The organism is Rhodococcus sp. IC4_135 (assembly GCF_011602025.1).
Classification (GTDB): domain Bacteria; phylum Actinomycetota; class Actinomycetes; order Mycobacteriales; family Mycobacteriaceae; genus Rhodococcus_F; species Rhodococcus_F baikonurensis.
Map to the genome: position 1 here is coordinate 73,069 of NZ_JAAOLG010000005.1, position 24,230 is coordinate 97,298.

General features: G+C 62.3%; 27 protein-coding genes. 12 read left to right on the forward strand and 15 right to left on the reverse strand.

From position 1 onward, the window contains the following. Both G8767_RS12315 and G8767_RS12320 read right to left on the reverse strand, forming a co-directional pair. Positions 1–684, reverse strand: coding sequence for a SagB family peptide dehydrogenase (locus G8767_RS12315; RefSeq protein ID WP_095969405.1), 684 nt, complete (start codon positions 682–684; stop codon positions 1–3). Continuing rightward, the gene (locus tag G8767_RS12320; RefSeq protein ID WP_346842987.1) at positions 681–1,601 is read right to left on the reverse strand and encodes an ABC transporter substrate-binding protein; all 921 of its coding nucleotides are present in this window, start codon (positions 1,599–1,601) and stop codon (positions 681–683) included. Before G8767_RS12320 ends, G8767_RS12315 begins: the two co-directional genes overlap by 4 nt. On the opposite strand from G8767_RS12320, the gene G8767_RS36535 reads away from it, so the two are divergent. Continuing rightward, positions 1,537–1,680 (forward strand): hypothetical protein, encoded by a 144-nt coding sequence (locus G8767_RS36535; RefSeq protein WP_240952203.1) that lies wholly within the window; start codon positions 1,537–1,539, stop codon positions 1,678–1,680. The two genes, G8767_RS12320 and G8767_RS36535, sit on opposite strands and share 65 nt — an antisense overlap. Here G8767_RS36535 and G8767_RS12325 read toward each other — a convergent pair. The 3 genes from G8767_RS12325 to G8767_RS12335 all read right to left on the reverse strand — a co-directional run bounded on the left by G8767_RS12325 (position 1,658) and on the right by G8767_RS12335 (position 4,860). Further along, positions 1,658–2,452, reverse strand: a complete 795-nt coding sequence (locus tag G8767_RS12325) for an ABC transporter ATP-binding protein (RefSeq protein ID WP_166810303.1) — start codon at positions 2,450–2,452, stop codon at positions 1,658–1,660. The genes G8767_RS36535 and G8767_RS12325 overlap by 23 nt on opposite strands. Further along, on the reverse strand, positions 2,449–3,516 hold the full coding sequence (locus tag G8767_RS12330) for an iron ABC transporter permease (protein WP_166810304.1): 1,068 nt from the start codon (positions 3,514–3,516) through the stop codon (positions 2,449–2,451). The genes G8767_RS12325 and G8767_RS12330 overlap by 4 nt, the downstream gene beginning before the upstream one ends. A gap of 84 nt (positions 3,517–3,600) precedes the next feature. Then, a complete protein-coding gene (locus tag G8767_RS12335) occupies positions 3,601–4,860 on the reverse strand; it encodes an MFS transporter (RefSeq protein WP_124566912.1) in 1,260 nt (419 codons plus the stop codon). A gap of 92 nt (positions 4,861–4,952) precedes the next feature. Between G8767_RS12335 and G8767_RS12340 the strand changes: the two genes are divergently transcribed. The 5 genes from G8767_RS12340 to G8767_RS12360 all read left to right on the forward strand — a co-directional run bounded on the left by G8767_RS12340 (position 4,953) and on the right by G8767_RS12360 (position 10,094). Next, the gene (locus G8767_RS12340; RefSeq protein ID WP_003943543.1) at positions 4,953–5,141 is read left to right on the forward strand and encodes a streptamidine-related RiPP repeat protein; all 189 of its coding nucleotides are present in this window, start codon (positions 4,953–4,955) and stop codon (positions 5,139–5,141) included. Between the two features lie 94 nt (positions 5,142–5,235). Next, positions 5,236–6,048, forward strand: coding sequence for a hypothetical protein (locus G8767_RS12345; protein WP_166810305.1), 813 nt, complete (start codon positions 5,236–5,238; stop codon positions 6,046–6,048). Then, positions 6,045–7,475, forward strand: a complete 1,431-nt coding sequence (locus G8767_RS12350; RefSeq protein ID WP_166810306.1) for a CocE/NonD family hydrolase — start codon at positions 6,045–6,047, stop codon at positions 7,473–7,475. Before G8767_RS12345 ends, G8767_RS12350 begins: the two co-directional genes overlap by 4 nt. Then, complete coding sequence (locus tag G8767_RS12355) at positions 7,468–8,805, forward strand: YcaO-like family protein (RefSeq protein WP_166810307.1); 1,338 nt, start codon at positions 7,468–7,470, stop codon at positions 8,803–8,805. The genes G8767_RS12350 and G8767_RS12355 overlap by 8 nt, the downstream gene beginning before the upstream one ends. Further along, the gene (locus tag G8767_RS12360) at positions 8,802–10,094 is read left to right on the forward strand and encodes a YcaO-like family protein (protein WP_166810308.1); all 1,293 of its coding nucleotides are present in this window, start codon (positions 8,802–8,804) and stop codon (positions 10,092–10,094) included. The genes G8767_RS12355 and G8767_RS12360 overlap by 4 nt, the downstream gene beginning before the upstream one ends. Positions 10,095–10,123: 29 nt before the next feature. On the opposite strand, the gene G8767_RS12365 is transcribed toward G8767_RS12360, so the two are convergent. Together G8767_RS12365 and G8767_RS12370 are read right to left on the reverse strand one after the other, a co-directional pair. Next, positions 10,124–10,897, reverse strand: a complete 774-nt coding sequence (locus G8767_RS12365) for an SDR family oxidoreductase (protein WP_166810309.1) — start codon at positions 10,895–10,897, stop codon at positions 10,124–10,126. A 317-nt stretch (positions 10,898–11,214) separates the two neighbouring features. Next, positions 11,215–12,171 (reverse strand): sugar nucleotide-binding protein, encoded by a 957-nt coding sequence (locus tag G8767_RS12370; RefSeq protein ID WP_166810310.1) that lies wholly within the window; start codon positions 12,169–12,171, stop codon positions 11,215–11,217. Positions 12,172–12,222: 51 nt separating this feature from the next. On the opposite strand from G8767_RS12370, the gene G8767_RS12375 reads away from it, so the two are divergent. Further along, positions 12,223–12,849, forward strand: coding sequence for a TetR/AcrR family transcriptional regulator (locus G8767_RS12375; RefSeq protein WP_003943606.1), 627 nt, complete (start codon positions 12,223–12,225; stop codon positions 12,847–12,849). A gap of 6 nt (positions 12,850–12,855) precedes the next feature. Here the strand turns inward: G8767_RS12375 and G8767_RS12380 are convergent, their stop codons facing one another. The 3 genes from G8767_RS12380 to G8767_RS12390 all read right to left on the reverse strand — a co-directional run bounded on the left by G8767_RS12380 (position 12,856) and on the right by G8767_RS12390 (position 15,191). Continuing rightward, entirely contained in the window at positions 12,856–13,296 is a 441-nt protein-coding gene (locus G8767_RS12380) for a PAS domain-containing protein (protein WP_003943598.1), read from the reverse strand. Positions 13,297–13,407: 111 nt separating this feature from the next. Continuing rightward, positions 13,408–14,148 (reverse strand): ABC transporter ATP-binding protein, encoded by a 741-nt coding sequence (locus G8767_RS12385; protein WP_095969394.1) that lies wholly within the window; start codon positions 14,146–14,148, stop codon positions 13,408–13,410. Beyond that, positions 14,145–15,191 (reverse strand): ABC transporter permease, encoded by a 1,047-nt coding sequence (locus G8767_RS12390; RefSeq protein ID WP_166810311.1) that lies wholly within the window; start codon positions 15,189–15,191, stop codon positions 14,145–14,147. The genes G8767_RS12385 and G8767_RS12390 overlap by 4 nt, the downstream gene beginning before the upstream one ends. 114 nt (positions 15,192–15,305) lie before the next feature. On the opposite strand from G8767_RS12390, the gene G8767_RS12395 reads away from it, so the two are divergent. From G8767_RS12395 to G8767_RS12410, 4 genes are all read left to right on the forward strand, one after another. Then, entirely contained in the window at positions 15,306–16,508 is a 1,203-nt protein-coding gene (locus G8767_RS12395; protein ID WP_166810312.1) for a sensor histidine kinase, read from the forward strand. Continuing rightward, positions 16,505–17,122 (forward strand): response regulator transcription factor, encoded by a 618-nt coding sequence (locus G8767_RS12400; RefSeq protein WP_019746299.1) that lies wholly within the window; start codon positions 16,505–16,507, stop codon positions 17,120–17,122. Before G8767_RS12395 ends, G8767_RS12400 begins: the two co-directional genes overlap by 4 nt. 92 nt (positions 17,123–17,214) lie before the next feature. Next, entirely contained in the window at positions 17,215–18,453 is a 1,239-nt protein-coding gene (locus G8767_RS12405; protein ID WP_166810313.1) for an HNH endonuclease signature motif containing protein, read from the forward strand. A 144-nt stretch (positions 18,454–18,597) separates the two neighbouring features. Then, on the forward strand, positions 18,598–19,413 hold the full coding sequence (locus G8767_RS12410; RefSeq protein WP_095969390.1) for a siderophore-interacting protein: 816 nt from the start codon (positions 18,598–18,600) through the stop codon (positions 19,411–19,413). A 9-nt stretch (positions 19,414–19,422) separates the two neighbouring features. Here the strand turns inward: G8767_RS12410 and G8767_RS12415 are convergent, their stop codons facing one another. Next, the gene (locus G8767_RS12415; protein WP_166810263.1) at positions 19,423–19,632 is read right to left on the reverse strand and encodes a hypothetical protein; all 210 of its coding nucleotides are present in this window, start codon (positions 19,630–19,632) and stop codon (positions 19,423–19,425) included. After that, positions 19,599–19,784: a hypothetical protein gene (locus tag G8767_RS12420; protein WP_166810437.1), complete on the reverse strand. Its 186-nt coding sequence runs from the start codon at positions 19,782–19,784 to the stop codon at positions 19,599–19,601. The genes G8767_RS12415 and G8767_RS12420 overlap by 34 nt, the downstream gene beginning before the upstream one ends. Positions 19,785–19,979: 195 nt before the next feature. Between G8767_RS12420 and G8767_RS12425 the strand changes: the two genes are divergently transcribed. After that, positions 19,980–20,918, forward strand: a complete 939-nt coding sequence (locus tag G8767_RS12425) for a proline dehydrogenase family protein (RefSeq protein ID WP_206029300.1) — start codon at positions 19,980–19,982, stop codon at positions 20,916–20,918. Here the strand turns inward: G8767_RS12425 and G8767_RS12430 are convergent. From G8767_RS12430 to G8767_RS12440, 3 genes are read right to left on the reverse strand one after another with little or no spacing between them, the layout of a single operon-like run. Further along, positions 20,911–21,420, reverse strand: coding sequence for a VOC family protein (locus G8767_RS12430; RefSeq protein ID WP_166810315.1), 510 nt, complete (start codon positions 21,418–21,420; stop codon positions 20,911–20,913). The genes G8767_RS12425 and G8767_RS12430 overlap by 8 nt on opposite strands. Before the next feature lie 51 nt (positions 21,421–21,471). Continuing rightward, the gene (gene lpdA / locus G8767_RS12435) at positions 21,472–22,872 is read right to left on the reverse strand and encodes a dihydrolipoyl dehydrogenase (protein ID WP_166810316.1); all 1,401 of its coding nucleotides are present in this window, start codon (positions 22,870–22,872) and stop codon (positions 21,472–21,474) included. 32 nt (positions 22,873–22,904) lie between these two features. Next, positions 22,905–24,182: a dihydrolipoamide acetyltransferase family protein gene (locus G8767_RS12440; protein ID WP_166810317.1), complete on the reverse strand. Its 1,278-nt coding sequence runs from the start codon at positions 24,180–24,182 to the stop codon at positions 22,905–22,907. Positions 24,183–24,230 lie beyond the last annotated feature (48 nt).

Genomic DNA, 24,230 nt, shown 5'->3' on the forward strand with positions numbered 1-24,230 from the left:
CTAGCCGGGCCGCCCGAGGGCGAAAGCCATGACGGGAAGCTGCGTCGTCGCGAGATTCAACAGAGACGCCACTCGAGCGTCCGTGAATCCTGCGATGGCGCAGCCCACAAGTCCCATCGCCTCGGTCACCAGGTACAGATTCTGAACCAGCACACCGGCATCCACGTGCATCGTGCGGTAGTGCCGCATCGCATACTTCTCGAGCGGTGCTTCCGCGTCGGCGACCACGAACAGAAGAACCGGGAACACGTCGACGAACTCGGGTTGGAGAAGGCTCGCACGAAGGTGCTCTCGTACGTCGCCCAGCCGGACAGCTTCGGCGCGGTCCGGGGCGTACCGGTACACCCCGACTCCGAGCGGATCACTGGGCTGGGTGACAACCATCAACACCGTCAGTTCGCGCATCCCGCCGGCCGTCGGACTACTGACCAGACTGTGGTGCAGCACATTTGACAGTTCGACGGCTCCCAACGCAACTGCTGCCGGGTTGTAGCGGCTTCGTCGTGCCTGCAAGACGTCCGGGAACCCGCAGGCCGGCAGTGACGTCGGGGCCGGCAGCCCCACTGATTCACAAGTCACCGGTGGCAGTGCGTGCTCGTCGAACGGTCGCTCCGACGGACTCACCGTCCGGTCCAGCGCAGCATGTAGCGATACGACGGCCTCGATCCGCTCGAGTGCGGTCACGAACCCGGGTGCAGCAGACGGGAAACCTCGGCAGCGCCGTCTATCGATACCAACTCGCCTGCGAACCACGCCTCCGGGACGGCAAAGATCGCATTCGACGCCGCGGCGGGAGTGCCGGCAAATGCCGTGCGGGCAGCCTCGAGTGTGGATGCCCGCGTCGACTCGGTGGAGTAGACGACGAGGATCGCCTGCGGCGCCTTCGCGAGTACCGACTCCGTCGCTACCTGGCCGAAGTACTTTCCGTCAGGGAGGTCGCTCTCGAAGAGGTTCTTTCCCCCGGCCGCCTCGAGCACACTGCTGTAGAGACCCCTTGCCAGAGCGTAGGACTGCCCCTCCGAAACCTGAAGCATCACAGTGGGAACCGGCCCCTTCCCGGCCACGGACGCCTCGGTGGCGGCGAGCGACTTCTTGCCGTCTGCCAGGAGAGTTGCCGCTTCGTCGCTCGTTCCCGTCAAGGCGCCGAGAGCGTCGAGATCGGACCAGACGTCGTCGATCCGTCCTTCGGTGACTGCCTTGTGGCAATAGCCGCTGTTCACGAAAATCGGGATGCCGAGGTCGCGTAGTTCGTCCATGCTCTGCAATCGGTCACCGTCGAACCAATATTCGCCGTCGGAGACGATCAGATCAGGACGGGCGTCGAGCAGTGCTTCTTTCGCGGGAACTCCGGTGCTCAGTACCGGCACGGCGGCGAACTGTTGCGCGAGATCGGGACTCGGTGGTGAGAGGTCGGTATTCGATTGTCCGACAATGCGGTCGGCGGCGCCGAGCTGAATCAGAAGCTCCGTCATCGATGGATACAGCGAGACTATCCTTTCGGCCGACGTCGGTAACGTGATGTCACGATCACAATTCGTGACAGTGATCTTCTCGGAGGACGCTGCCGCCGAATCCGCAGTGGAGTTCCCGCAGGCGGTCAGTACAGCTGTGGTAGCTACTGCCGAGCAGAACAGCGCGGCAGTACGTTTCGACTTCTTCAAGACACTGCTTCTTTCGTAGGTAGGAGCGGAGGGGCGAACGAGAGCAGGGGACGACCGGTCAACGGATGAGTGCCGAGATGCACCTGAACGCCGAATACTTCGGACAACAGATCCTCGGTCAGAACCTCGGCGGTCGGGCCCGACGAGACAACCGCACCCTCCGAAAGCAGACACACGTAGTCGCAATAGGCGGCGGCCAGAGCAAGCTCGTGGATCGCGACAACCGTCGTGGTACCGAGTTCGATGACCAGTTCCATCAATTCGAGCTGAGCGCGGATGTCGAGGTGGTTGGTGGGCTCGTCCAGGACCAGCACCGAGGGCTGTTGAGCAATGGCCCTCGCCAACATCACACGCTGCTTCTCACCACCGGACAGTTCAGCGAAGAGCCGTGATTCGAAGCCGCGCATACCGGTTCGTGCCAGTGCGGCACTGACGATGTCCCGGTCGATTTCACCCAGTCGGGAGAACGCGCTGTGATGCGGCGTTCGGCCCGTCGCGACAACCTCGCGGACACTGAACGAGAAGTCGGATGAATGCTCCTGCCCGACGACACCGATGATGCGGGCAGCCGATCGGGGCGAGAGATCGTCCCAGACATTCACCTCGTCCACCTTCACGATTCCGCTTCGAGGCTTCATCGAGCGATACAACGCGCGCAGGAGGGAGGACTTTCCGCTGCCGTTCGGTCCGACGAGCCCGACCACACTTCCCTCCGGTGCTTCCAGATCCACACCCGAAATCACCAGGCGCCCGCCCCGAACGATCTGAATTCCGCTGGCCGACAATCTCACGACTGCGCACCGCCGTCCCGTCGAAGCAACCAGAGAAAGAACGGAGCGCCCAATCCCGCGGTGATGATCCCGAGTGGCAATTCGTTGGGCGCATCCAGCATTCGAGCTGCAAGATCCACGATCACCAGGAAAGTTGCACCGACCAGCGCGGTGGCGGGGAGCAGCTTGCCGTGATCGGATCCGACGAGGAGCCGTACGGCGTGCGGCACGAGTAGCCCCACGAAACCGATTCCGCCGGCGACGGATACGACCACAGCGGTCAGCAACGACGCGATCACCAGCAACAGCAATCTGGTACGACGCACATCGACGCCTACCGATTGCGCACTCTCGTCACCCATCGCCAGCGCATTGAGTTGGCGCGATTGCGTCAGCAACACCGCTGCGCACAGGGTGATCACCGCGGCCGGCACACCGAGATCCGACCAACTTGCCCCGCTCACCGAACCGAGTAACCAGAAGAGCACTCCCGAAAGCTGGCTCGGGTCGGCACGCAGCTGCACGAAACTTGTTGCAGCCGAGAGTAGATAGCCGATGGCAACACCGGCCAGGACCATGCGTAGCGGGACGAGCATTCCCTCGCGCCTTCCCAGAACGAGAACCGCGATCAGGGAGATCATCGCTCCCAGGAAGGCCGCCACCGGGACACCGATCGACAGCCCGGTTCCGATGCCCGTCGTCATGATCAGCACCGCGCCGAAGGACGCTCCCGAACCGACACCCAGAATGTAGGGATCGGCAATCGGGTTGCGCACCAATGCTTGCAGCACGGCGCCGGCCAGAGACAACCCTGCGCCGGCCAATGCCGCGATCAGAATGCGCGGGACCCGTAGTCCCCATACGATCCGATCGAGCAGTGGATCGACCGGCGGGCCACCGACGTGAGCGTACAACACTGCGAACACGTCGGCGAAGGACAGCGACGCAGCACCGGACCACACTGCGACGGTGGAGACCGCGACGAGCACAACGGCCGTGGCCACTAGAAACGGACCGTACCCACGCTGGCCGACGGGGTGTGCACGCGACGGCGCGTCAGGTACTGCTTCGCTGGTCAGCGTCATCGCGCTCCTGAGTTAGTGGCGTTCGCAGTCGTGAACAGGTGGATCTAACCATAACGACAGTCGTTTTCATTAATAGTGACATGCTCATCTGTGCGGGTGAGGGTCGGACCGCAGAGCGCTCGCCCATGCGAAGAGTGCCCCGACCAGCGCAAAGATGCACGCAACAAGGTAAGCGGTGCCGATGTCCCACCGTCCGGCAATTACCCCGGCAATCAAGGCACCCACCGGCGAACCACCCCAGGCGACCATCCGCGCCGTGGTGTTCACCCGGCCCTGAAGGCGATCCGGCGTCAGGCGTTGCCGTGCACCGATCCCATTGAGGATGGTGACAGTCGCACAGCCGGAGTAGACGGCCAGAGCAGTGATCGCGGAGGCGGTGTTGCTGGTTGTCGCAACTACGAACAGCACCGCCGGGGCGATGGTCAACGCACCGATCGTGATCGCCCCCACCGGCCACCGCGCCGGTAGGCGTGGGAGCAAGACTGCGCCCACCACACCACCGACGGAGACTGCTGTCCACACGGCCCCGATCATCGGACTCGACGTCGAAATCCCCAGCCTCTCGGTCGCGTACACCACCAGGAGCGCCGTGACAGCGCCCTGCGTCAGCGAATTGACGAAGCCGACGCCGGTCAAGGCTCGCAGGAGCGGAGACTGCCAGAGAAAGCTGAGGCCTTCGCGTATGTCACGCGCGATTCCAGATTCCGACTTCTTCGGCGCCGCAGGGGTAATCGAAAACGAGGCTCCGATCGACGCCATGGCCAGTCCTGCCAATACATAGGCCAGCGCATCAGCACCCAATGCGTAGGCCGGGCCGATCGATGCCACGAGCACTCCGGCAATCGCCGGAAAGACAACATCGATCAGCGTGCCGGCCGTCCACAGCGCACCGTTGGCGGCCGGTATCCTCTGCCGACCGACCAGAGCAGGCAGCGCTCCGAAAGCTGCAGCGTCGAACCACACGAAACACGTTCCGATGCACATCGATACGCCGACGGCATGCCACGCGGTCAAGACACCAAGCGCCTGGGCCACCGGAACACTCGCCAAGGCAAGAGCAGCTGCGGCCTGCGCACACAGGATGACCGTGCGCCGATCGACTCGGTCTGCCACCGCGCCGGCGAACAAACCGAACACGAGGTACGGCAGAACCGTCCCAGCAGCCGCGAGCGAGGTGAGAAACGGAGACCGACTGATGTCGAACACCAGGATCGGCATGGCCACTCCGGTCACCGCCGCACCGGCCACGGCAATCGTGCGGGCGGTGAAGAACAATCGAAACGATCTGTCCCGAAACACATGTGGTTGCGCTTCGACGGATCCCGTCGTCGGGGTCTCGCTCATGTATGCACTCTCTTGTACCTGTTGCTCTCCGTCGCGATCTTTCGTACGGTGGCATCGTAATGGAAATGGTTTCCATTACGGAAGGGATGACAATGAGCAACATTTCGTTCGACAGCGTCTCCAACTCGGCTCCGGCCAATGCACTCCAGGGCGTCGGCACCAATGCCCTCGTCGACAACCCGTTCACCTTCGAGCCGGTTGCCGAGGCAACGTCAGCACACGCGCTGCAGGGTGTGGGTACCAACGCTCTCGTCGACAACCCTTTCAGCTTCCAGAGCTGAAACCTTCCTTGATCCAGCCTGTTTCGACAGTCTGATCTGCTGACGACCCCGCCCGCATCCGACTCGTCGGGTGCGGGCCTCGACAAGGAGATCCGTGTACGCCCTCGCCGACGGACACCAGCTGTACCCGACCCCGGACGGTTCTTGGCACTACCTGACACCGGACGAGAACGCAGTCACGATCGGTGCGCCTGCCGAAGATCTCGCGGAACTCGACAGCTTCCTCCGACGGTCGAACTCGCCGCTCGGCGCGGGATCGATCGAGATCGCCGACGCCCTCGTCGCACGCGGCGTGCTGGTTGTTCCAGGTGAAGTACCGGAGATTCCAGTCCTCCGACATGTACTGATCGACGGAACCGGGCCCGTTGCCGATGCCTGCATCGCCCTGCTCTCCGAAGCTCTTCCGGATCTCGAAGTCATATTCACCACTGCGCCAATCGAAGACGACGTTGCGGCATCGGACCTCGTACTGTCGGTTGCCGACGCTCCCCCTCACGACGCGTGGTCGGAACTCGATACCTGGTGCCGCCGCAGCCGAACTCCGTGGCAACGCGTCCACTCCGAGCTGGGCGAGATATACGTAGGCCCCTTCTTCGACGGCATCGACAGCTCGAGCTACCGGGACGTCTGCGGACGACGGCTTGCCGCGTCGCGTGTACCGGATCATCTGCAGGCACTGTGGAAACACCTCGCCGGCAGCGACCGCCGTCCGCTTGAACTTTCGCCCACCGCAGCCGCAATGGTCAGTGCACTTGCATGTTCGGACGTCGTGGCTGGTTCCTACGGCGCACCGCAATCACACCTTCACCACCAGATCCGGATGAATCCACGAACCCTCATGACGACTCGCCATCCCGTGTTACCACTGCCAGGCGGCGTTCTCGAACCTTTGCCGACGCTCCGGTGATCTCCCTCGGTGTCGAGGTTCCGGCCGCTGACGGTTCTCTGCTCGCTACGGATGTGCTTCTCCCACCAGAGTCTTCACCTCGAGGGCTGATCGTGATCCGCACCCCGTACGGGCGTGGGTGGCATCTGGCCGAGGGAATCGAATGGCGATCGCGAGGAATTGCGTTCCTCTGTCAGGACGTACGTGGGCGGCACGATTCCACCGGCTCTTGGGAACCGTACGTCCACGAGCGCGAGGACGGCGCCGCCCTGGCCGAGTGGCTGCATGATCAGCCATGGACACCGAAGTGCGTCATCGCCAGTGGGGCTTCGTACGCGGCAGGAACCGCCTGGGCATTTGCTGCCGAGACCAACAGCGCCGATCGGTCGTTTCGCGTTGACGGCGTCGTGTCCAAAGTGCCGACCATCGGAAGCGATCGCGTCAAACGTGATCCGTCGGGGATACTTCTCCTCGCCGAGCATCTGGCGTGGTGGGGCGAACACGGAGATTCCTCGTCCTCCCGTGAGGGATTCATCCCGGCTCTGATGCGCTCGGATTCAGCTTTGCTGGAACATCTCCCGGTGCAGTCGATGATCGAGAAGGTCGGCGTGACCTCCGATTCGCCGGGTTGGGTGACGCCGATCAACCGGGCTCGTGAATGCCAACCGTACGGCAGCGACGATCTCGTCTCCGCGGACGACCTGTCCGAACTCGATGTCGCCGGACTACACATCGGAGGTTGGGACGACGCGATGATCCGGGAGACGCTGCGACACCACGCATCCGTGGAGCGCGGCCCACAAAGTTTGATCGTGGGCCCCTGGGCGCATGACCTCCGCCCCGGAATGGTCGGCGAGACAAGTTTCGGCCACCTTCAGGTCGAGTGGATGGAATCGATATTCTCGGCGCGGCCCGCGACCATCAATCGGGTCTTCGACCGGGGTGCCGGCGAATGGTCGACCGAACCGTATGTCATGGGCGCGAATCGCGTTCGTCTCGAACCAGATCCGAGGACGGCGCCTTTCAGCTTCACGCACCACGCGGAAGAGGGCCGAAACGACTGTGTTGTCTGGACTTTCGACATGGAGGTCGAGTGTGTGCTGTCGGGAACGCCTTCGACGGAGTTGACAGTGCATTCGCCCGAGGGCGAAGCCGACTGGATCGTCGAGCTGAGCATCGTCGACAGCGCTGGAGTCAGCAGGTCGATCGCTCGTGGGGCCGGCGTCAGCCTTTGCTCCGGCACGTTGACCATAGATCTCGATCCCGTGTTGCACACCCTGCGTCCCGGTGACGTTCTGTCACTGCAGATCGCCGGCTCGGACTTCCCCCGCCTCGCACGCAATCTGGGAGACGGCGATCGCTATCGGGGAACCCGCTGTACCGCACTGCACCAATCATTTTCCGGGTCGTTGACCCTGCCGATACTCGGAGGAACTGACGGTGAATGACTTGCTCGTCGACGCCCGGAGCGGCGTACTGACCTCACTCGACCCCCACATTCGCTCCGACATGCCGACGGGTTGGGTCGGGTGGGCCGCGAGGGTGGCCGATACCCGCAACTTCGGCGGCAGCAGACGGTTCCGCGCCGACCCTTACGGATTCGGGGCTTCGATACGCGACGACGCCGCGGCCCGCGGCGCGGCAACCGGTGAGGCCGTCGAGCGGTATTGCGGCAACGTGATCCCCGAAGATCTGGTCCGCAGCAGCGCGTCGGCGCTGGAGCGGTCCGGTGCACGGGTCGTCGATCCGGCGAGTTTCGCGCTGTACAGCGAGGACCAGTACCGCCTTCCCGGGTTCCCCTTTGTTCCCTTCACCTCTGCCCTGGAAATTCGCTGGGCACTCGGTCACACCATGGACGAGAAAGTGCCCACCTATGTGCCTGCAGCCCTGACGTATCTCGGGTACTACACAGGCGCCCGTCGCGGAGAACCACCGATCGCATCGTTGCAGTACGCCGGAATCGCTGCGGGACGCTCACGCGCCGAGGCCGAGATGTCGGCTCTGCTGGAACTTCTCGAACGCGATGCCACCGCACTGTGGTGGTGCGGAGACCGGTCACTGCCGGCAGTCGAACTCGCCGACTGGGAGCGGTTGCCCGCGCACCGACAGCTCGGAGATCTGGAGAGCGACACTCGAAGCGTCAGAGTGCTGCTGTTTCCCTCCCCCTTCGGCATTCCCGTCGCCGCAGTGTGGATCAGGGACGACCGACGTGGACTGGTCGCCCTGGGCACGGCTTGTCGACCGACCGTGGAAGCGGCAGTCTCGAAGGCCCTTGTCGAGGCGTACGCCGTACTGGCCATCACGATCGACCTCGCCGACCCCGACGGACCGACCTGGCGCAGCGTGGCGGACGGAACGCTGCCTGCGCACCTGTACAAACCCTTTCGGGCCGACCGTCGTTACCGAGACGAATTCGAGACGCGGTGGAAGGACGTCGTCGATCTGCCGACCGTCGCCCAGCTGTATCTCGACCCCGTGATGGCCGAGGCAGCGGAAGAGCATCTTTTCGACTACACCGAAACACGCTCGGTATCAGAGATTCCCGACGAGGCGCCGTTGAATCTGAATTCTCTGATTGCTCTCCTGACGTCCCGAGGGCACCAGCCGATTTCCGTCGATCTCACCACTCGCGACATCTCGATCGCCGGGTTACACGTCGTCCGTGTCCTCTCGCCCGGCCTGTACAACAATGCCCCGGCAGCTTTTCCCCTTCTTGGAGGTAGCAGATTGACCAGCGCATCGACCACCCATCTGCATCTGCCGGTCCCTCTCGCATGAGGTCGTTGCTCGTCGACCGCCGAACCGGGATCATTCGAGAGTTGGTCGACGCCGTTGTTCCCCAGCACTTTCCGCCGGAGTTCAAGCTGATTCACTCGTATGTCTCCGACTCGGCACGCTTCTCACCCTGGTCCAGCGACTCGGCGGGTGCCGGATACTGCTTCGATCTCGGTGACCGTGCGCGACCTACCGCTGCCGCAATAGGTGAAGCGGTGGAACGATATTGCGGGAACATCGTCGCCAAACCGATCGTCCGCGGATCAGCCGAGACGGTGATCGGCGCAAGCATCGACCTGTCACGACTCGCGCGTTTCGGCGCCACCCAGTATGCGCAGCCACGGTTCCCGTTCGTCGAACCAACCGACGATCTGGAGATGGACTGGACTCTCGGAGTCGACCTGATCACGGGTTCGGATATCTGGGTGCCGGCCGAACTCGTCTGGGGTTCCTATCCTCATTTCGTCGCCCGGACGGGCCCGGCGATCTCACCGGTGGCTCAGGCGGGTCTCGCCGCCGGTCCCACGACGAGGTTCGCGATACGGAATGCACTGCGCGAGATAGTCGAGCGCGACGCGATGACGCTCTCCTGGACCGGAAGGCGCGGCGTTCGGATCGTCACCGGGATGCCAGAGCAGCTCCTTCGACTGGGCAATCACGAATCCCTGTCGACTAGATGGCTGGCATTCGAGAGTGATTTCGGGATCCCGGTACTCGGCGCCCTCGTCCGCGACCACCGCACCGGATACTCCACCATGGGAACCGCCTGCCACGAGGACGCACAGACCGCTGCGTTCAAGTCGCTCGGCGAAGCGCTTCAGCTGCAACTTCTTTCCGCCGACTACGACGACCCGGAGAGCGGCATCGGTCGAGCCGCGGCCTCCCCGAACAGCCCGCTTGCGCCGTGGCGAGCCGACCGACGCTACGCGGACGTCTACCGATCGGACTTTGCCGACGTCATGGACTACGGATGCCACTTGCAGCTCCACCTGGACCCGGAGATCCAAGCACGATTCGAGAGTGAGCTGGCAGGTGCCGTCGTCGGCGAGGTGGAACTCGACTCTCTGACGTCACCCATCGACACCGAAAGCGCACTGACAGGCTCGGGTTTCAGGCCGGCATGGGTCGACCTCACCACTACTGATGTTCTCCGAACTGGCCTGCATGTCGTCCGCGTCGTCGTACCCGGTTGTCTCACCAATGCGGCCGCCGGATTGCCGTTTCTCGGATCGCCGCGACTAGTCGACAGTCTTGCCGGACATCCGTCTCGCACCATCCCATTGCCGCACTGACAGTTCGTTCAGGCCGTGATGGCGTGGGCTCACGGTTCCGGCAACGGAAGGATGCCGAGATTGGCGTCGAGACCCCCGTCGACGACGAGCGTCGTGCCGGTGATGTAGCTCGCCGCGGGGGACGCGAGGAACCAGATCGCCTCCGCCTGCTCGACAGGTTCGGCGAATCGGCCCAGAGGAATTCGTCGTTCGATTGCCGCCAGCAGTGTCGGATCGGAAGTGACGTTCGCAGTGATCCCGGTCCGGGTCAGACCCGGCGCGAGGGCGTTGATCCGAACGCCGACCCCGGCATAGTCGATTGCGAAGGCGCGCACCAGATTCACGAGAGCGCCTTTGGTGGCGTTGTAGGCCCAGTTACCGGGATCACCCCGCAGACCGGCGACGGACGCGGTGAAGACGGCAGAGCCCTGGCTTGCGCGTAGGGCCGGAATCGCGGCCCGCAGTCCGTGAATGGGACCCCGAAGATTGACGCCGATGATGCGGTCGGCATTCTCGATGGCACGGGGAGACTCGAGCGGAGGTGTGCCCCCAGTCCCGGCATTGAGGACGGCAGTGTCGAGTCGGCCGAAGTGTTCGAGTGCGGCATCGACAGCCGCCTTGTTGACCTGCTCCTCGGTGACACTACCGACTACCGTGACCACGCCGTCGAGTCGATTCAGAGATTCCAGCCCACGTTCGGAGACGTCGACGGCCACCACGGCATGCCCACGCGAGGCGAACAGTTCGACGGCGGCCTTACCGATTCCCGATGCGGCTCCGGTGACCAGAGCGACCCGGCGTGTATCGGCGGACGGTGTACTCATGATGAGCCTTTCTGCAGGTGGATTCGAGCGGGATCAGCGCGATTGAGTTCGACGTGCGTTCGACCGCCACTCCGTTCTTCCTCACTGAAACGCGGGAGCCGATCCGAGTGACTCGACAGGGTCGGGTATCAAGTCATTTGGATCATGCTGATTTGAACTATGTTGCGCTGCAACTGAAACCATAGATCACAGTCGGCAACTCCCGCACCCTCGACGTCGAACCGGGGCGTTCTGACGGCCTGCCTACAGTCTCGATCGGGTGGGCGAACTTCCGGAATTGGAAGACTTCGGACTCGAACTGGTGGCACGACGGTGGATTACCGTTCGCTGCTCGCACCAACCCATTGCCGCACCGACAGTTCGGGAACCGCAGCTTGCAACGACTCGGCGGTCTCCAGCGAGTGAAACCACGTCGGCTTCGAAATCGCGGCGCCTTCAAGCACCTGCACTGCGCGCGCGGCGATTGCTGCCGTCGCGGCCGACTGGCTACGCCCCGAAACCCACAGCGCCGGGCCGGTATCCGCTCGGGCCATCGCCACCCAACGATCCGAACCCCACAGCTTCTTCGGCACTACCTTCTGAAGAGCGGGCGCCCACGTCATGGCGGCAAGCCCAAGCGTCGCGGTTACCGTGTCCAATCGCAGGTACGTCCGCACCGGTACGCCAAGGTCGCGTGTCAGGGCATGTTGGTCCGAAAAATCGGCCCGCACAGCAGGGCCGGTGCGGTAGCCGGTCGCATCGGCCGGCATTCGAAAGCTCTTCATTCCGGTGTAGTTCCGGATCGATCGCCCGTCGGGATCGTGAAACCTCGTGCCCAACATCCCGTACGTCCACGCCGTCGCGGCCGGTCCGTGTAGTTCTCCTCCGCCGAGGCCGATCACGATGTCCACGGGTCCGTCGCCGAGTCGATGCGCCTCGGCGGCAAGGATACTGGTCAATCCGGGAGCCAACCCGACGCCCATCAGGACGGGTCCGTCGACCGCTTCCAGTTCTTCGCAGTAGCTCGAGGTCGCCGTGACGTCCACGAATGCCGCACCACTGCGTACCGCTTCTTCTGCCAGGCGAACGTCCTCGAAACCCGAGGCATTCACCACGACATCGAAGTCTCGAACCACAGCCGAATACGCGCCTGGTTCTTTAAGATCAACGACGACGTCAGCGCGAGCACGATCGCGCCCGGCGGAGTACGCGGAGATTTCGGGGACCTTCGCGAGTTGTTTCATCAAGGGAATCCCGACGGCACCGTAGCCACCGAGTACCAGAACCTTCGTCATCATTTCGCCTCCCGAGTCGCTAGAGTTCGACTCTAGAGTTAAACTCTAATCATGACTGAGGTACTTCGGGAAGACACGTCGGCGCGGCGCAAGATCATCGAGGCAGCGCGCGAAGTTTTTGTCGATCCCGGCTACGCGGCCGCCACGATCAAGCAGCTCGCCGCGGCGGCGGGCGTGTCGGTGCAGAGTGTCTATTTCGTGTTCGGCAACAAGCCGAGCGTGCTGTCAGCACTGCTCGACGTGGCCGTTGCGGGCGACGAGGAAAAGACAGCCACTCTCGACCGTCCGTGGGTGGCGGCAGCGCTCGGCGCCCCACATCCACTCGGGCAACTCCGGATTCAGGTTCACCACGGACGGCTCATTCTGGAACGCACCGCGGACATCCTGTTGGCCCTGCGGGCCGCTGCTTCCGCGGACGAGGACGCCGCCCGGTTGTGGCAAATCAACCGCACTCAACGACGCACGGTCCAGGAACATCTGATGGTGGGCATCGTCGAAAAAGCACCGACCGTCGACCTCGAAACAGCCGTCAACGTGGCACTCACGCTACTCAGCCCCGAGACGTACACCGACCTCGTGGTCGGCGCAGGTTGGACCGGCCAACAGTACGAAGAATGGGTGGTCAACACCCTTGCTGCAACCCTCGGCCTGGACCGGACGGTCAAATCCCGAAAATAACCGGGTCTACTTGGTGGGCTTGTCGTCGATGTGCCGCGGGTTGTTCCACAGGCGCTCCGTCAGATCGTGGAGGACGGCAAGCGTGATCGTGTCGTCGTCCCGTCGGAGCAGCGACTGACTGACCGTCGCCCGCACCAACGTGCTGTCCGAGTGCACGAACTCCTTGACCGAGCCCGGCTCCGAACTCAGTTCACGATGAGCCTGCTCGGCACTGACGTCGTCGGCATCCTTGTCGTAGAGGATGTCCTGCAAACGCAACGCCGAGACGGCCTTCTTGGGATATCCCAGCATGTCAGCGAAGGACGGATTGGCAAAAACGATGCTGCCGTCGCGGTGAACGGCCATGACCGGCACCGGAAGCCTGTCGAGGAGAATCAGGGCAGGCATCTGCTCCAGATCCGCGATCGGCGATTGTGGCGGCTGCGCAACGTTGCGGCGGCGTTCCATAACACGTCCTCTCAAGTTGCCCGAGTCGACAACAGTCTAACTGCCCAGCAAATCGCGGGTTGACTTCCCGCCCGGATGCAGTGACGAATGCCCGAATCGTGCCCGCCTGAGTCACGCCGCGAGCGCCTCCTGATCCTCCGCCAAGGAACCGTCAACAACACGATAGACAGTATCCATCCGAGACAGGTGACTTCGGTCGTGTGTCACGAGAAGGGTTGCCGCCTCGTGTTCCCGCACCACCCCGATGATCAGATCCATGACAGCGGCACCGCGCTCCTGATCGAGCGCGCTGGTGGGCTCGTCCACCACCAGCAGCTGCGGATCGTTCATCAATGCCCGCGCGAGATTGACCCGCTGTCGCTGTCCGCCCGACAGCTGGGACGGCCGTTTTCCGCTCTGATCCGCGAGCCCGACAGCGTCCAGCAAATCCATCGCTTTTGATTTCACGTCTGTGCGACGGGCCCGCGAGGTGAACACGGACTGCCCAAGATGCGCCATCACCTCGAGCTGTTCCAGAGCCGTCAGCGACGACACGAGATTGGACTGCTGGAAGACGATCCCGATCGACGAGCGTCGCAGTTCCGACGCCGACCGCCGACTCAGCGCCGCAATGTCGGTGCTGCCTTCCGGCGTCCGGAGATAGACGTGCCCGGAATCCGGACGGATCAGGGTCGACGCCACTGCCAACAGGCTGGACTTGCCCGAACCCGAGGGTCCGGTGATCGCGGCGATCTCGCCGCGGTGCAGCCGCAGAGACACGTCGTCCAGCGCCGTCACCCGCGATTGCCCGTCGGGAAACGTCAGATCGACGTTCTGGATGTCGAGAACTGTGGTGCCGGTTGTCATGGTCATCGTGCGCTCCCCAATGCTGTGAGTGGATCGGTGGTCGAGAGGAATCGAAGTGCAAAGGCCGCGCCGAGCAGACCGAGTCCGATCAATGCCACGGCGGGTACGACGGTGGTGGATGCGTCCAGGACAAACGGCATGGCGTCACCGATCAGCGAGCCGGCCACGGCCGTCAGCCCGATTCCGACGGTGACGCCGGCAATCAGGACGATGAGGGCCTGACCCAGTGCGTCGCGTACCAGAGAACCGGTGGTTGCGCCGAGCGCTTTCAACGTCGCGATGTCCGGGGTTCGCTGGATCGTCCACACCGTGAAGAACGCACCGATCACCAGGGCCGAGATCGCGAACAACATGAGCGTCATCAGGGTCAACGACCCGTTTTCCGACTTGTACGAACCGATCGCGTCGAGCGAACCGCTGACCGTCGTCGACGTCGTCGCGGCTGACTTGTCCGTTGTGGAAGCGTCGGAGGCTCCGGTGACAGCCAGTACTGTCGCAACTCCGCCGCGTGGATTGGCCGCCTGCCAGTCATCGAGCGTCATCCAGACGACAGGCGAATGGCTGTACCAGTCGTCGCCGCGAACGTCACTGACGGTGAACTGCTGCGTACCGACGCTCACCTGTTCGCCGGCGCCCGCCCCCAGATCGCGGGCGGCACCTTCGCTCAACACCACCGTGCCTGACGCCGACGGCGTTACGTCACCGAAACCGCCGTCAGCACCGAACAGGGCAACCGACTTCTGATTTCCGTCGGCCAATCCTGCCTTGCCGCGGCCGATTCCGACTGGATCGACGTCCTTCGCCGCGCCGGCCCAGGCGTTGACCTGGTCCTGCGTGAGCGCCGACTCGTCGAACGACGCCCCAGCTCCGGTGTCGGCAAACACCACCGTGTCGGCATTCATGGCCTCGATGGCCGACACGTTCTGATGGCGAAGTCCTGCAGTCAACCCACTGAGAAAACTGACCAGAAGTGCAACCAACAGAACCACGACGGAGATCAGCGCGAAACGACCTCGCGCTGCCCGTAAGTCCCTCATTGCGACAAACACTGTGAATTCCTTTCCTGTGCTTGCCTCTACGCTCTCGCGGATGCAGACTCTTTCCATCGCACCTCGGATCGACATTCCAGCGCTCGAAAGAACCATCCCGGTTTACAACTTTTGATGGATGAACCAGGTCCGAACCTCGCTAAGCTGGGCGAGATGCACCGATCTCCGCTCACGCCTGTCTTCGCCGGCTTACAACTGGGCCTGCATGTCCTTGTCATGGCGCTTGCCGGTGTGGTGTTTCTTCGAGCGCTGATCGACGAATCCGACCTGACCGCGACAATCACCGCGTTGGCCGTGATCTTTGTTGCCGTCTATCTGTTCGGAGTTGCCAAAAGGCTGCGCGGCAACGCTGCCCGCTGGTGGCTAGCGGTGCTGACCCTCGTCTGGATCGCAACGATGGCGGTATCCGCCGACGCCGCCTACCTCGCGTTCGGACTTTTCTTCCTCTATCTCCATATTCTGCGACGCCCCTGGAGCCTGCTAGCCGTCACCGCGGCAACAGCTGTCGCGGTGATCGGCACCGGGCTGCATCGTGGATGGACGATCGCCGGCGCCGTCGGCCCGATCATCGGCGCCGCCGTGGCGGTTGCCATCGGTCTCGGCTATCAAGCGCTGTACCGCGAGGCAGCCGAGCGCGGTCGTCTCATCGACGAATTGATGAACACCCGTGAAGAATTGGCGTCGACGTCTCGCGATGCCGGAAAATTCGCGGAACGCGAAAGACTCGCGGCGGAGATTCACGACACCGTAGCCCAAGGACTTTCGAGCATCCAGATGCTCCTTCACGCTGCCGAACGCGCCGATCCGGAGAGCCCGGCCATCCGTCAGATCAGCCTCGCACGGGAAACCGCTGCGGACAGTCTTGCCGAAACCCGCCAACTCATAGCCGAATTGACACCCGCGGCCCTGGACGGTCAATCGCTCGCCGATGCGCTTCGTCGAATCTGCGAACGCGCGAGCAGTCCGGAACTGGAAGCGCGCTCCGTGGTCGAAGGTGAGGCAATCCGGCTGCCGATGCCCCTCGAAGCAACACTGGTGCGCATCGCCCAAGGTGCGGTGTCCAATGTTCTCCGCCATGCAAATGCAACCAGAATGGCTGTGACACTGACCTATTCCGACAACACAGTCAGCCTCGACGTGGTCGACAACGGCCGCGGCTTCGACGTGAAAGTTCTCGAACGTGGACCGGCGGAATCTTTTGGCCTCAACGCAATTCGACGACGCGTCGAGCTGCAGGGCGGAACGTTCGCCATCGAGTCCGAGCCGGGACACACCGCCGTCGCGGTGACGTTTCCCCTCGAAACCGGTGAACAGTGATCCGCCTGCTGCTCGCCGACGATCACGCGATCGTGCGCGCCGGGCTACGAGCGCTGCTCGAAAGCGAATCCGACATCGAGGTGGTCGGCGAAGCAGGGACCGCCGAGGAAGCCATAGCCTTCTGTGCCACCACGCCGGTCGACCTCGTGCTCATGGACCTGCGGTTCGGGCCAGGCAAGACGGGGGTCGACGCCACCCGCGCGGTATGCGCGCTGCCGAATCCGCCGCACGTACTCGTCGTGACCAACTACGACACGGATGCGGACATCTTGAGCGCCGTCGAAGCCGGAGCCAGCGGCTATCTGCTCAAGGACACTCCACCGGTCGAGCTGCTGTCGGCCGTCCGCGCCGCCGCAAGCGGGGACAGCGTTCTCTCCCCCGCCATCGCGTCGAAGCTCATGACTCGCGTCCGTAAGCCCGAAACCAGCCTCAGCCCAAGAGAAATCGAGGTGCTGAAGCTGGTGGCGGCGGGACGCTCCAACCGCGAGATCGGTAAAGAACTGTTCCTGAGCGAGACCACGGTCAAATCGCATCTGGTCCACATCTTCGGCAAGTTAGGGGTGAAGTCGCGGACGTCGGCGGTAGCTCGTGCGCGGGAGTTGGGTTCGATCTGACGTTTGTCCGAATTGTCGAAAGTAGCTGGACAGAAGCAATTTTCGATATCGATCCTCTTGTATTCGAAACTGTGTTCGAATATGATTGCCGCATGGACAGACGGGAAGCATGGCAGCTGGATGGTGAGGACCTCAAGAGTGAGGTTCTCGATCTGGTGCGTGTCCGGCACGAATTGCAGTCGCGGATGGTGTTGCTGATCGTGGAGATGTTTTCCCGGGAGGTTCTCGGCGGAAAGGGTTTTCGGGCGATCGCGCAATGGTTGCATGGTTCGACGAATCTGGAGATCGGTGAGTGCAGTCTGCTGGTCGGGTTGGCGCGGTTGTTGATGCTCGAACCCGTGGTGGGCGATGCGTTTCACCGGGGTGACGTGGATGCGTTGAAGGCCCGGCAGGTGGCGTCGTTTTGTCAGCATCCACCGAAGAACATGACCCCGGCCGATGTGGACAAGGCCCGCGGGATCTTGTTGGGATTGGCGTCGAAGAACATCGCGGATTGTGATGCGGTGCGGGTGGCGATTCGGCGGATCGAGAAGCAGTACGGCAATCGCGAGGACGGAGTTCCGGTCGGCGAGGATTCCGAACGTAACGAGTTCTACGCCTCGAAAGGCCTGTACGGGCGGGTCACGGTAAAAGGTGATTTGGATGCGATCAACGGGGCCCGGCTGATCACGTTGTTGTCGAGCCTGTCCGCTCCGACGCCGGAGAAAGACGGCGTCAAAGACACCCGCACGCCGGCATTACGACGCGCGGACGGGTTCTGCGAACTACTGCGCCGGTACGAGCGGGCGGGGCTGGGTCCGATCGAGGGCGGGGTGAAACCGCACATCACGATCACCGCCAGCGCGAAAGACATGACCGATCTCAAAGCTCTGAAAGACCTCCTGCCATCAACTCAGGAACTCGGGTTCGCGTGGACGGATTGGGTGGGTCCGATCAGCATCGACACCGCCCGGATGCTCGCCTGCGACTGCACGGTCACCCGGATCTTGTTGGACGAGAATGGTGTTCCGCTCGACTGCGGCAAGGAAGCCAGAACCGCGACGGTGCCGCAGCGACGGGCGTTGACAGTTCGAGATGGTGGGTGTGCATTTCCGGGATGCGGGACACCGTCGGGGTGGTGCGATGCCCACCATATCGTTCATTGGAACGATGGTGGCCCAACAGATCTCGACAATCTGATCTTGTTGTGCGGTCATCATCATCGGACGCTGCACCACACCGAGTGGAGGGTGGAGATCGGCCCGGATCGGAAGTCGGTGTTCTATCCGCCCATGTCCGTTGACCCGTATCAGCAGCCGATCGGCGGGAACAGCCCACCGACTGCCGCCTGAACGGGCATAACTGAAAATGCCAGCGTATGCACCGGGGAGAAACCATGCCTCGGGGCATACGCTGGCGTTCTCAGCTGTACTTGATGTCCGTCTTGCGACAGCATCTGTCTCCACTTCGACACGCAGGACCAATAGGGTCGAGGAATGTCTTTCTGCGAACCCGCCCGCGTTGTCACCGTCACGTCACTGACCCCGCACATGCGGCGAATCAGCATCGAAGCAGAAGGTGACTGGCACTGGCCGACCGGCGGACAGGGCGACGAGCGCATCGACATCGCGTTCCCGAAACCCGGTGAAACAGAAGCAGAATACGACTACTTCAACAATCCCGACTACGGCAAGGCCGATCTCGGAACCGAGCCACCGTGGCGGCACTACACCGTGCGCAAGGTGCACGACGGCGGCCGACGTCTGGACATCGACTTCGTCGTGCACCCTGGCGGTATTGCAGCGGATTGGGCCCTGCGGGCCGAACCAGGTCACCTACTAGGCGTCTTCTGGTCGGACAGTTCGCGTTCCCATTACCAAGCACCGGCGGGTCCTCGTTGGCAGCTGCTGGTCGCAGACGCCACGGGTCTCCCCGGACTGGGCAGGATTGTCGAAGAACTTCGAGAGGGCGATGTCGCACAGGCGATCATCGAGGTCGAAACCGAAGAGGATCGACAGGAATTCGTCACTCGCGGCGACGTGACGTACACGTGGCTCGTGGGGAGTGGTCTCGGAAAGGCGCCGAGCGCGCTGTTCGAGGCTGTGGAGAAGGTCGAGTTTCCCGAATCCGAATCGGCCGACGTCTACGCCTGGGTGGCGTGCGAAAGCGCTACCAGCCGTCGTATTCGTAAGCATCTGAGGGAAGTTCGAGGAATCGCTCGCGACAAACACAATGTTGTCGGGTACTGGCGAGAGGGCGTCGACGGCCACGTTTCCGGCATGAACAGCGAAGAAGTCACCGTCGGCGCCTGAGCCCCGTGATCACTCTGCCGGCAGCGTGTCGGCAGATTCTGCGACTGTAGCTTCTGCGTCAGCCGGCTCTTTGTCGGCCGGCTGCACGTCAGCGGGCTTTTCCGCCAGCATCTCGAACAATGCCCGGCGTGCTTCGGCGAGAATTGCCTCTGCCTTGGCTACCTGCTCAGCGGTCCCACCTGCGGCTACCGCGACGGCGGCACCTCGGAGTAGACCCATCGCGGGGCGGAGAGTTGCGCCGGCTTCACCGAAGTGAGGGCGGCCGTGTCCGCGACCACGTCGTCCTTCAGAGCGTCCTTCAGGGCGTCCTTCTGCTCGATCTTCGAAGCGACCCTCGGGGCGCTCTCCCTCGAATCCTCGACGGAAACCATGTCCACGATGCGGACCTCGACGGCCGTGCTCGCGACGTTCTTGCATTTCTGGGTTGTTGTGTGGGGCGTACATGTTGTCCTCCTGGACTGTCTGTGTTTGTTTGACGTATCGACGATATATCGACAATAGATCGAACGCAAGGGTTCGGAGAATAATTCCCGCCCCCCTCATCCGGATACGCTGAATCCGTGAACATGGATCTACAAGCCCAGGCCGCCGACGTCCTACGCCGCCTCGCACTCGACGAATCCCTGAAAGAACGCACCATGGCGGACGCTGCAACGGCAGCACTCGCACGGAAAGTGGCCGCTCGCTACATCGGCGGCGAAACCATCGACGACGCCTTCGATCGTCTTCCCTCGATCTTCGCCCGAGGGCACAAGGCGAGCATCGAATACACCGGCGAGAGCGTCCGGGATCCCGAGCTCGCGAACGCCGAAACCGATGTTTTCGTGGAACTGGCGGAACGGATCGGCACGTCGGGTGTCGACAGCACCGTGTCGTTCGACCTCTCACATATCGGCTTGGTGATCGATCCAGAGCAGTGCTTTCGCAATGTCGTGCGACTGGCCGAGACCACGGAACCCGTGGGTGCCGAGCTGATCATTTCCGCCGAAGCGTCCGATCGCACCGACCTGGTCCTCGACATGCATGCGCGGCTGGCCGAGCGTTTCACTCACGTGGGGATCACCGTTCAGGCCCGACTGCACCGGACCGCAAAGGATCTCGCCGCTCTGCTGGACCGACCCGGTCGCATCCGTCTCGTGAAGGGCGCCTTCCTCGAAGCCGAATCCGTCGCCTACCCGCGCGGCAGTGCCGAACTGCGCGGGGCGTATCTCGACTACGCAGCCCGGATCGTCGACTCGGGTCACCAGGTTTCCATCGCGACGCATGACCGCGACATCCTCGAAGCATTACGCGCAGAACATGGTTGGGCCTTGGAACAGAGCCATGTCGAGTTCGAGATGCTGCTCGGCCTCGGTACCGAGCAACTGGACGCACTCCGAGCAGCGGGGTTCACCACACGCGAATACGTCATCTTCGGAACACAGTGGTGGCTGTACGTGCTCAATCGCATTGCCGAAGAACCGGAGCGTGTCTATACCGCGCTCATCGACGCCGCGTCTACATAACCTCGGATGGTCGTCGGGTCGATGGGATCTCGATGAGTTCGACGATTGCGCCGACCGAATCCTGAGTGTCGTAGTACGCAAAACCTCCGTCCCCGTTCGCCCCATAGCCGTACCCCGACTGAATCAAATCGACGTCGTATTGCGCCATTTCGATCATCGCGTCCTTGATCGACGGGACGACAAAACCCAGGTGGTGCAATCCGAAACCATGACGCGAATGCCATTCGTGGTACGAGCTGGGGCCTTCGAGCAGTTCGATCAGCTCGATTTGGGGACCGGCACCGACAAACGCCAAGCGCATGCCGAATCGCCCTTCCTCACCTCGGTAGCTCAACTCCGGAACGTTGTCGGGCCCATACGTGTAGATCGACCAATCGTCTCGGCCGAGAATGCCGCTCCACAGTGCAACGGCCGATTCCAGGTCAGGCACGATCATGGCGATCTGCGCCACCGGGTTCCCCCGCAAGGGTTCAGGGAGCGAGTCTGCCTTAACGCCTATCACTTGCCACTCCTCGTTCGGTTCGGTTATCGGACCAATTCAACAGCAGTCCGTTCACAGATTGATCATGTGTCCTGCCAGCCCGTGGAATGCCTCCTGCAGCGCCTCACTCAGTGTGGGATGGGCGTGAACGTTGCGTACGAGGTCTTCAACTGTCAGTTCGAATTTCTGAGCGAGCGTCAACTCTGGTAGCAGCTCGGTCACTTCCGGACCGATCAGATGCCCACCGAGCAACTCACCGTACGTATCGTCACTGATCAGCTTCACGAATCCGACAGCATCCCCGAGACCATGTGCCTTGCCGTTGGCACTGAACGGAAAGGTAGCCACCTTGACATCCCAGCCCGAGATCTCGGCCTTGTCCCTCGCTTGCTGCTCTGTCCACCCGAAGCTGGCAACTTGAGGTTGACAGAATGTTGCGCGGGGAATCATCGGGTAGTCGACGGGGACGGTGTCTACGCCGGCAATCGTCTCAGCCGCGACCACGCCCTGAGCCTCTGCGACGTGAGCGAGCATCAACTGAGCAGTGACGTCGCCGATTGCGAAGATTCCTGGCACTGACGTACGCATGTACTCGTCGACCATCACGCCTCCCCGCTCGGTCAGTTCGACGCCCGTCGTCTCGAGGCCGTAGCCGTCGGTCCGCGGAACAAACCCGATCGCTTGGATCACCTTGTCCGTGAGCAGCGTTCGCGCCTCGCCGCCCTGCCTCACTACCACCTTGACCTGGCCGCCCGAATCGACGATCTCCTCCACGCCAGTGGAAACCAGAATCGTGATCCCGGATTTCTTGTATCGCTTCGACAGTTCCGCAGAGACATCCGTATCTTCCAGCGGAAGGATCCGCTCTGCGTACTCGATCAGCGTGACGTCAACTCCGAAACTGTTCAGAACATAGGCGAATTCCACACCGATCGCTCCCGCACCGGCAATGACCACGCTCTTCGGTAGCTCACGAGTGAGAATCTGCTCCTCATACGTGACTACATTGTCGCTGCGAGTCGTACCTGGAAGTAGTCGTGGCTCTGCACCACTCGCGATGATCACGTTGTCGAAAGTGATCGTCGCGGACTCAACCCCCGATACCTCGAGGGTGTTCGGTCCACGAAATACGCCGCGACCGTTGTACTGCCGAATACCGTTCTTCTTCATCAGGTAGTTGACGCCCTTGGTTCGGCCGTCCGCAACGGATCGACTGCGGTCGAACGCAACCCCGAAGTCAACCGAAGTGACACCTTCGATTCCGAACATCGAGGCTTCGTCTGTCACCAGGTGCGCAATCTCCGCGTGCCGCAACAGTGCCTTCGACGGAATGCATCCGACGTTCAAACAAACTCCGCCCCAGTACTTTTCCTCGACCACAGCAATGGAAAGCCCCAGCTGCGCAGCCCTGATGGCCGCAACGTAGCCACCGGGCCCAGCTCCGAGTACGACCACGTCGTAATGCGAATTCATTCCTGTGCCTCCCACTTTCTCACGATGTCTTCTCAGCCGAAGATCTGGATCGGGTTCTCGAGCACTGTGGTGAAATGCTTCATCCACTTCGCGGCGATCGCCCCGTCGATCGGCCGATGATCAACCGAGAGAATCACTCGCAGCACCGTCCCGACCTCCAGCCGTCCCGCCACGACAACGGGCTGCTCGGTCGCTGCTCCAATCGCAAGAATCGACGATTGAGGTGGGTTGATTATGGCCGAGAATTCCTCGACCCCAAACATCCCGAGGTTCGAGATTGTCGTCGACCCACCTTCGAGTTCGTCCTGCCGAATTTTCCCTGCACCGGCTCTCGCTACTAAGTCTTTTGTGGCGCTCGCAATTTCGGAAATGGACATGGTGTCGACCCCACGCAGAACAGGAGTAAGCAATCCGCGATCGGAATCTATCGCGATCGAAATATCCACCTTGGCAAAGGTTCTCACTGCGTCTTCGACCCAGATCGAATTCATCTCCGGCACCAGCGTATGTGCCTTCGCCATCGCTTTTATCAACAGATCGTTGACCGACACCTTGGAAACGCTGACTTCGTTGAGCTGCCTGCGCGCCTCCAGCAACGCATCGACCCGAGCAGAACCAGAGATGTAGAAATGGGGCTGTGTCTGCTTACTCGATGTCAGCCGAGCAGCAATTGCACGCCGAAGTCTCGTGTGCGGCGTGTCCGTGAAGACAGGGCCACGGTCCTTGACTCCAGCGTCCTTCACACCAGCATCTTTCGCTGCGACGGCCTCTGCCGAAGCGGCCTTCGCTGCTATTGCTGCATCCACGTCGCTACGTACAACGCGTCCGTTCGGGCCCGATCCCACGATGTCACCGAGTCTCAGCCCTGCCGATTCCGCTAGACGTCGCGCCAAGGGACTCGCGAAAATTCGCGGCGCCCTCTCATCGGCCACTTTCTCGCCCGGCACGGTCGGAGAAGACGCACCGTCGGGTTCGTCTACAGCAGTGGATGTTTCAATCTTGGCCGAGTACCCATCGGCATCAAAGACTCCGAGCTCGGCCAGCAATGTCGCAATATCCTTCACGACTTCGCCCCGATCAGCGAGGACGGCGATCGGTGCACCGACGTCGACAGACATCCCTGGTTCGACGAATGTGTGTACAAGAACACCGGCGGACTCGGCCTCGATCTCAACCGTCGCTTTGTCCGTTTCGAGAACGGCCAACGGTTCGTCGACATCAAATTCCGAATCGACAGCCAGCGGCCACTCGGAGAGGATTACGGTGGTAGCTCCGGCTGCCACCTCTGGCATGCGCAGTAATGTCGCCATGGCGGTTGATTGCTCCTAGAGAATTTCTGCCGATGAGGGTGAGTGGGT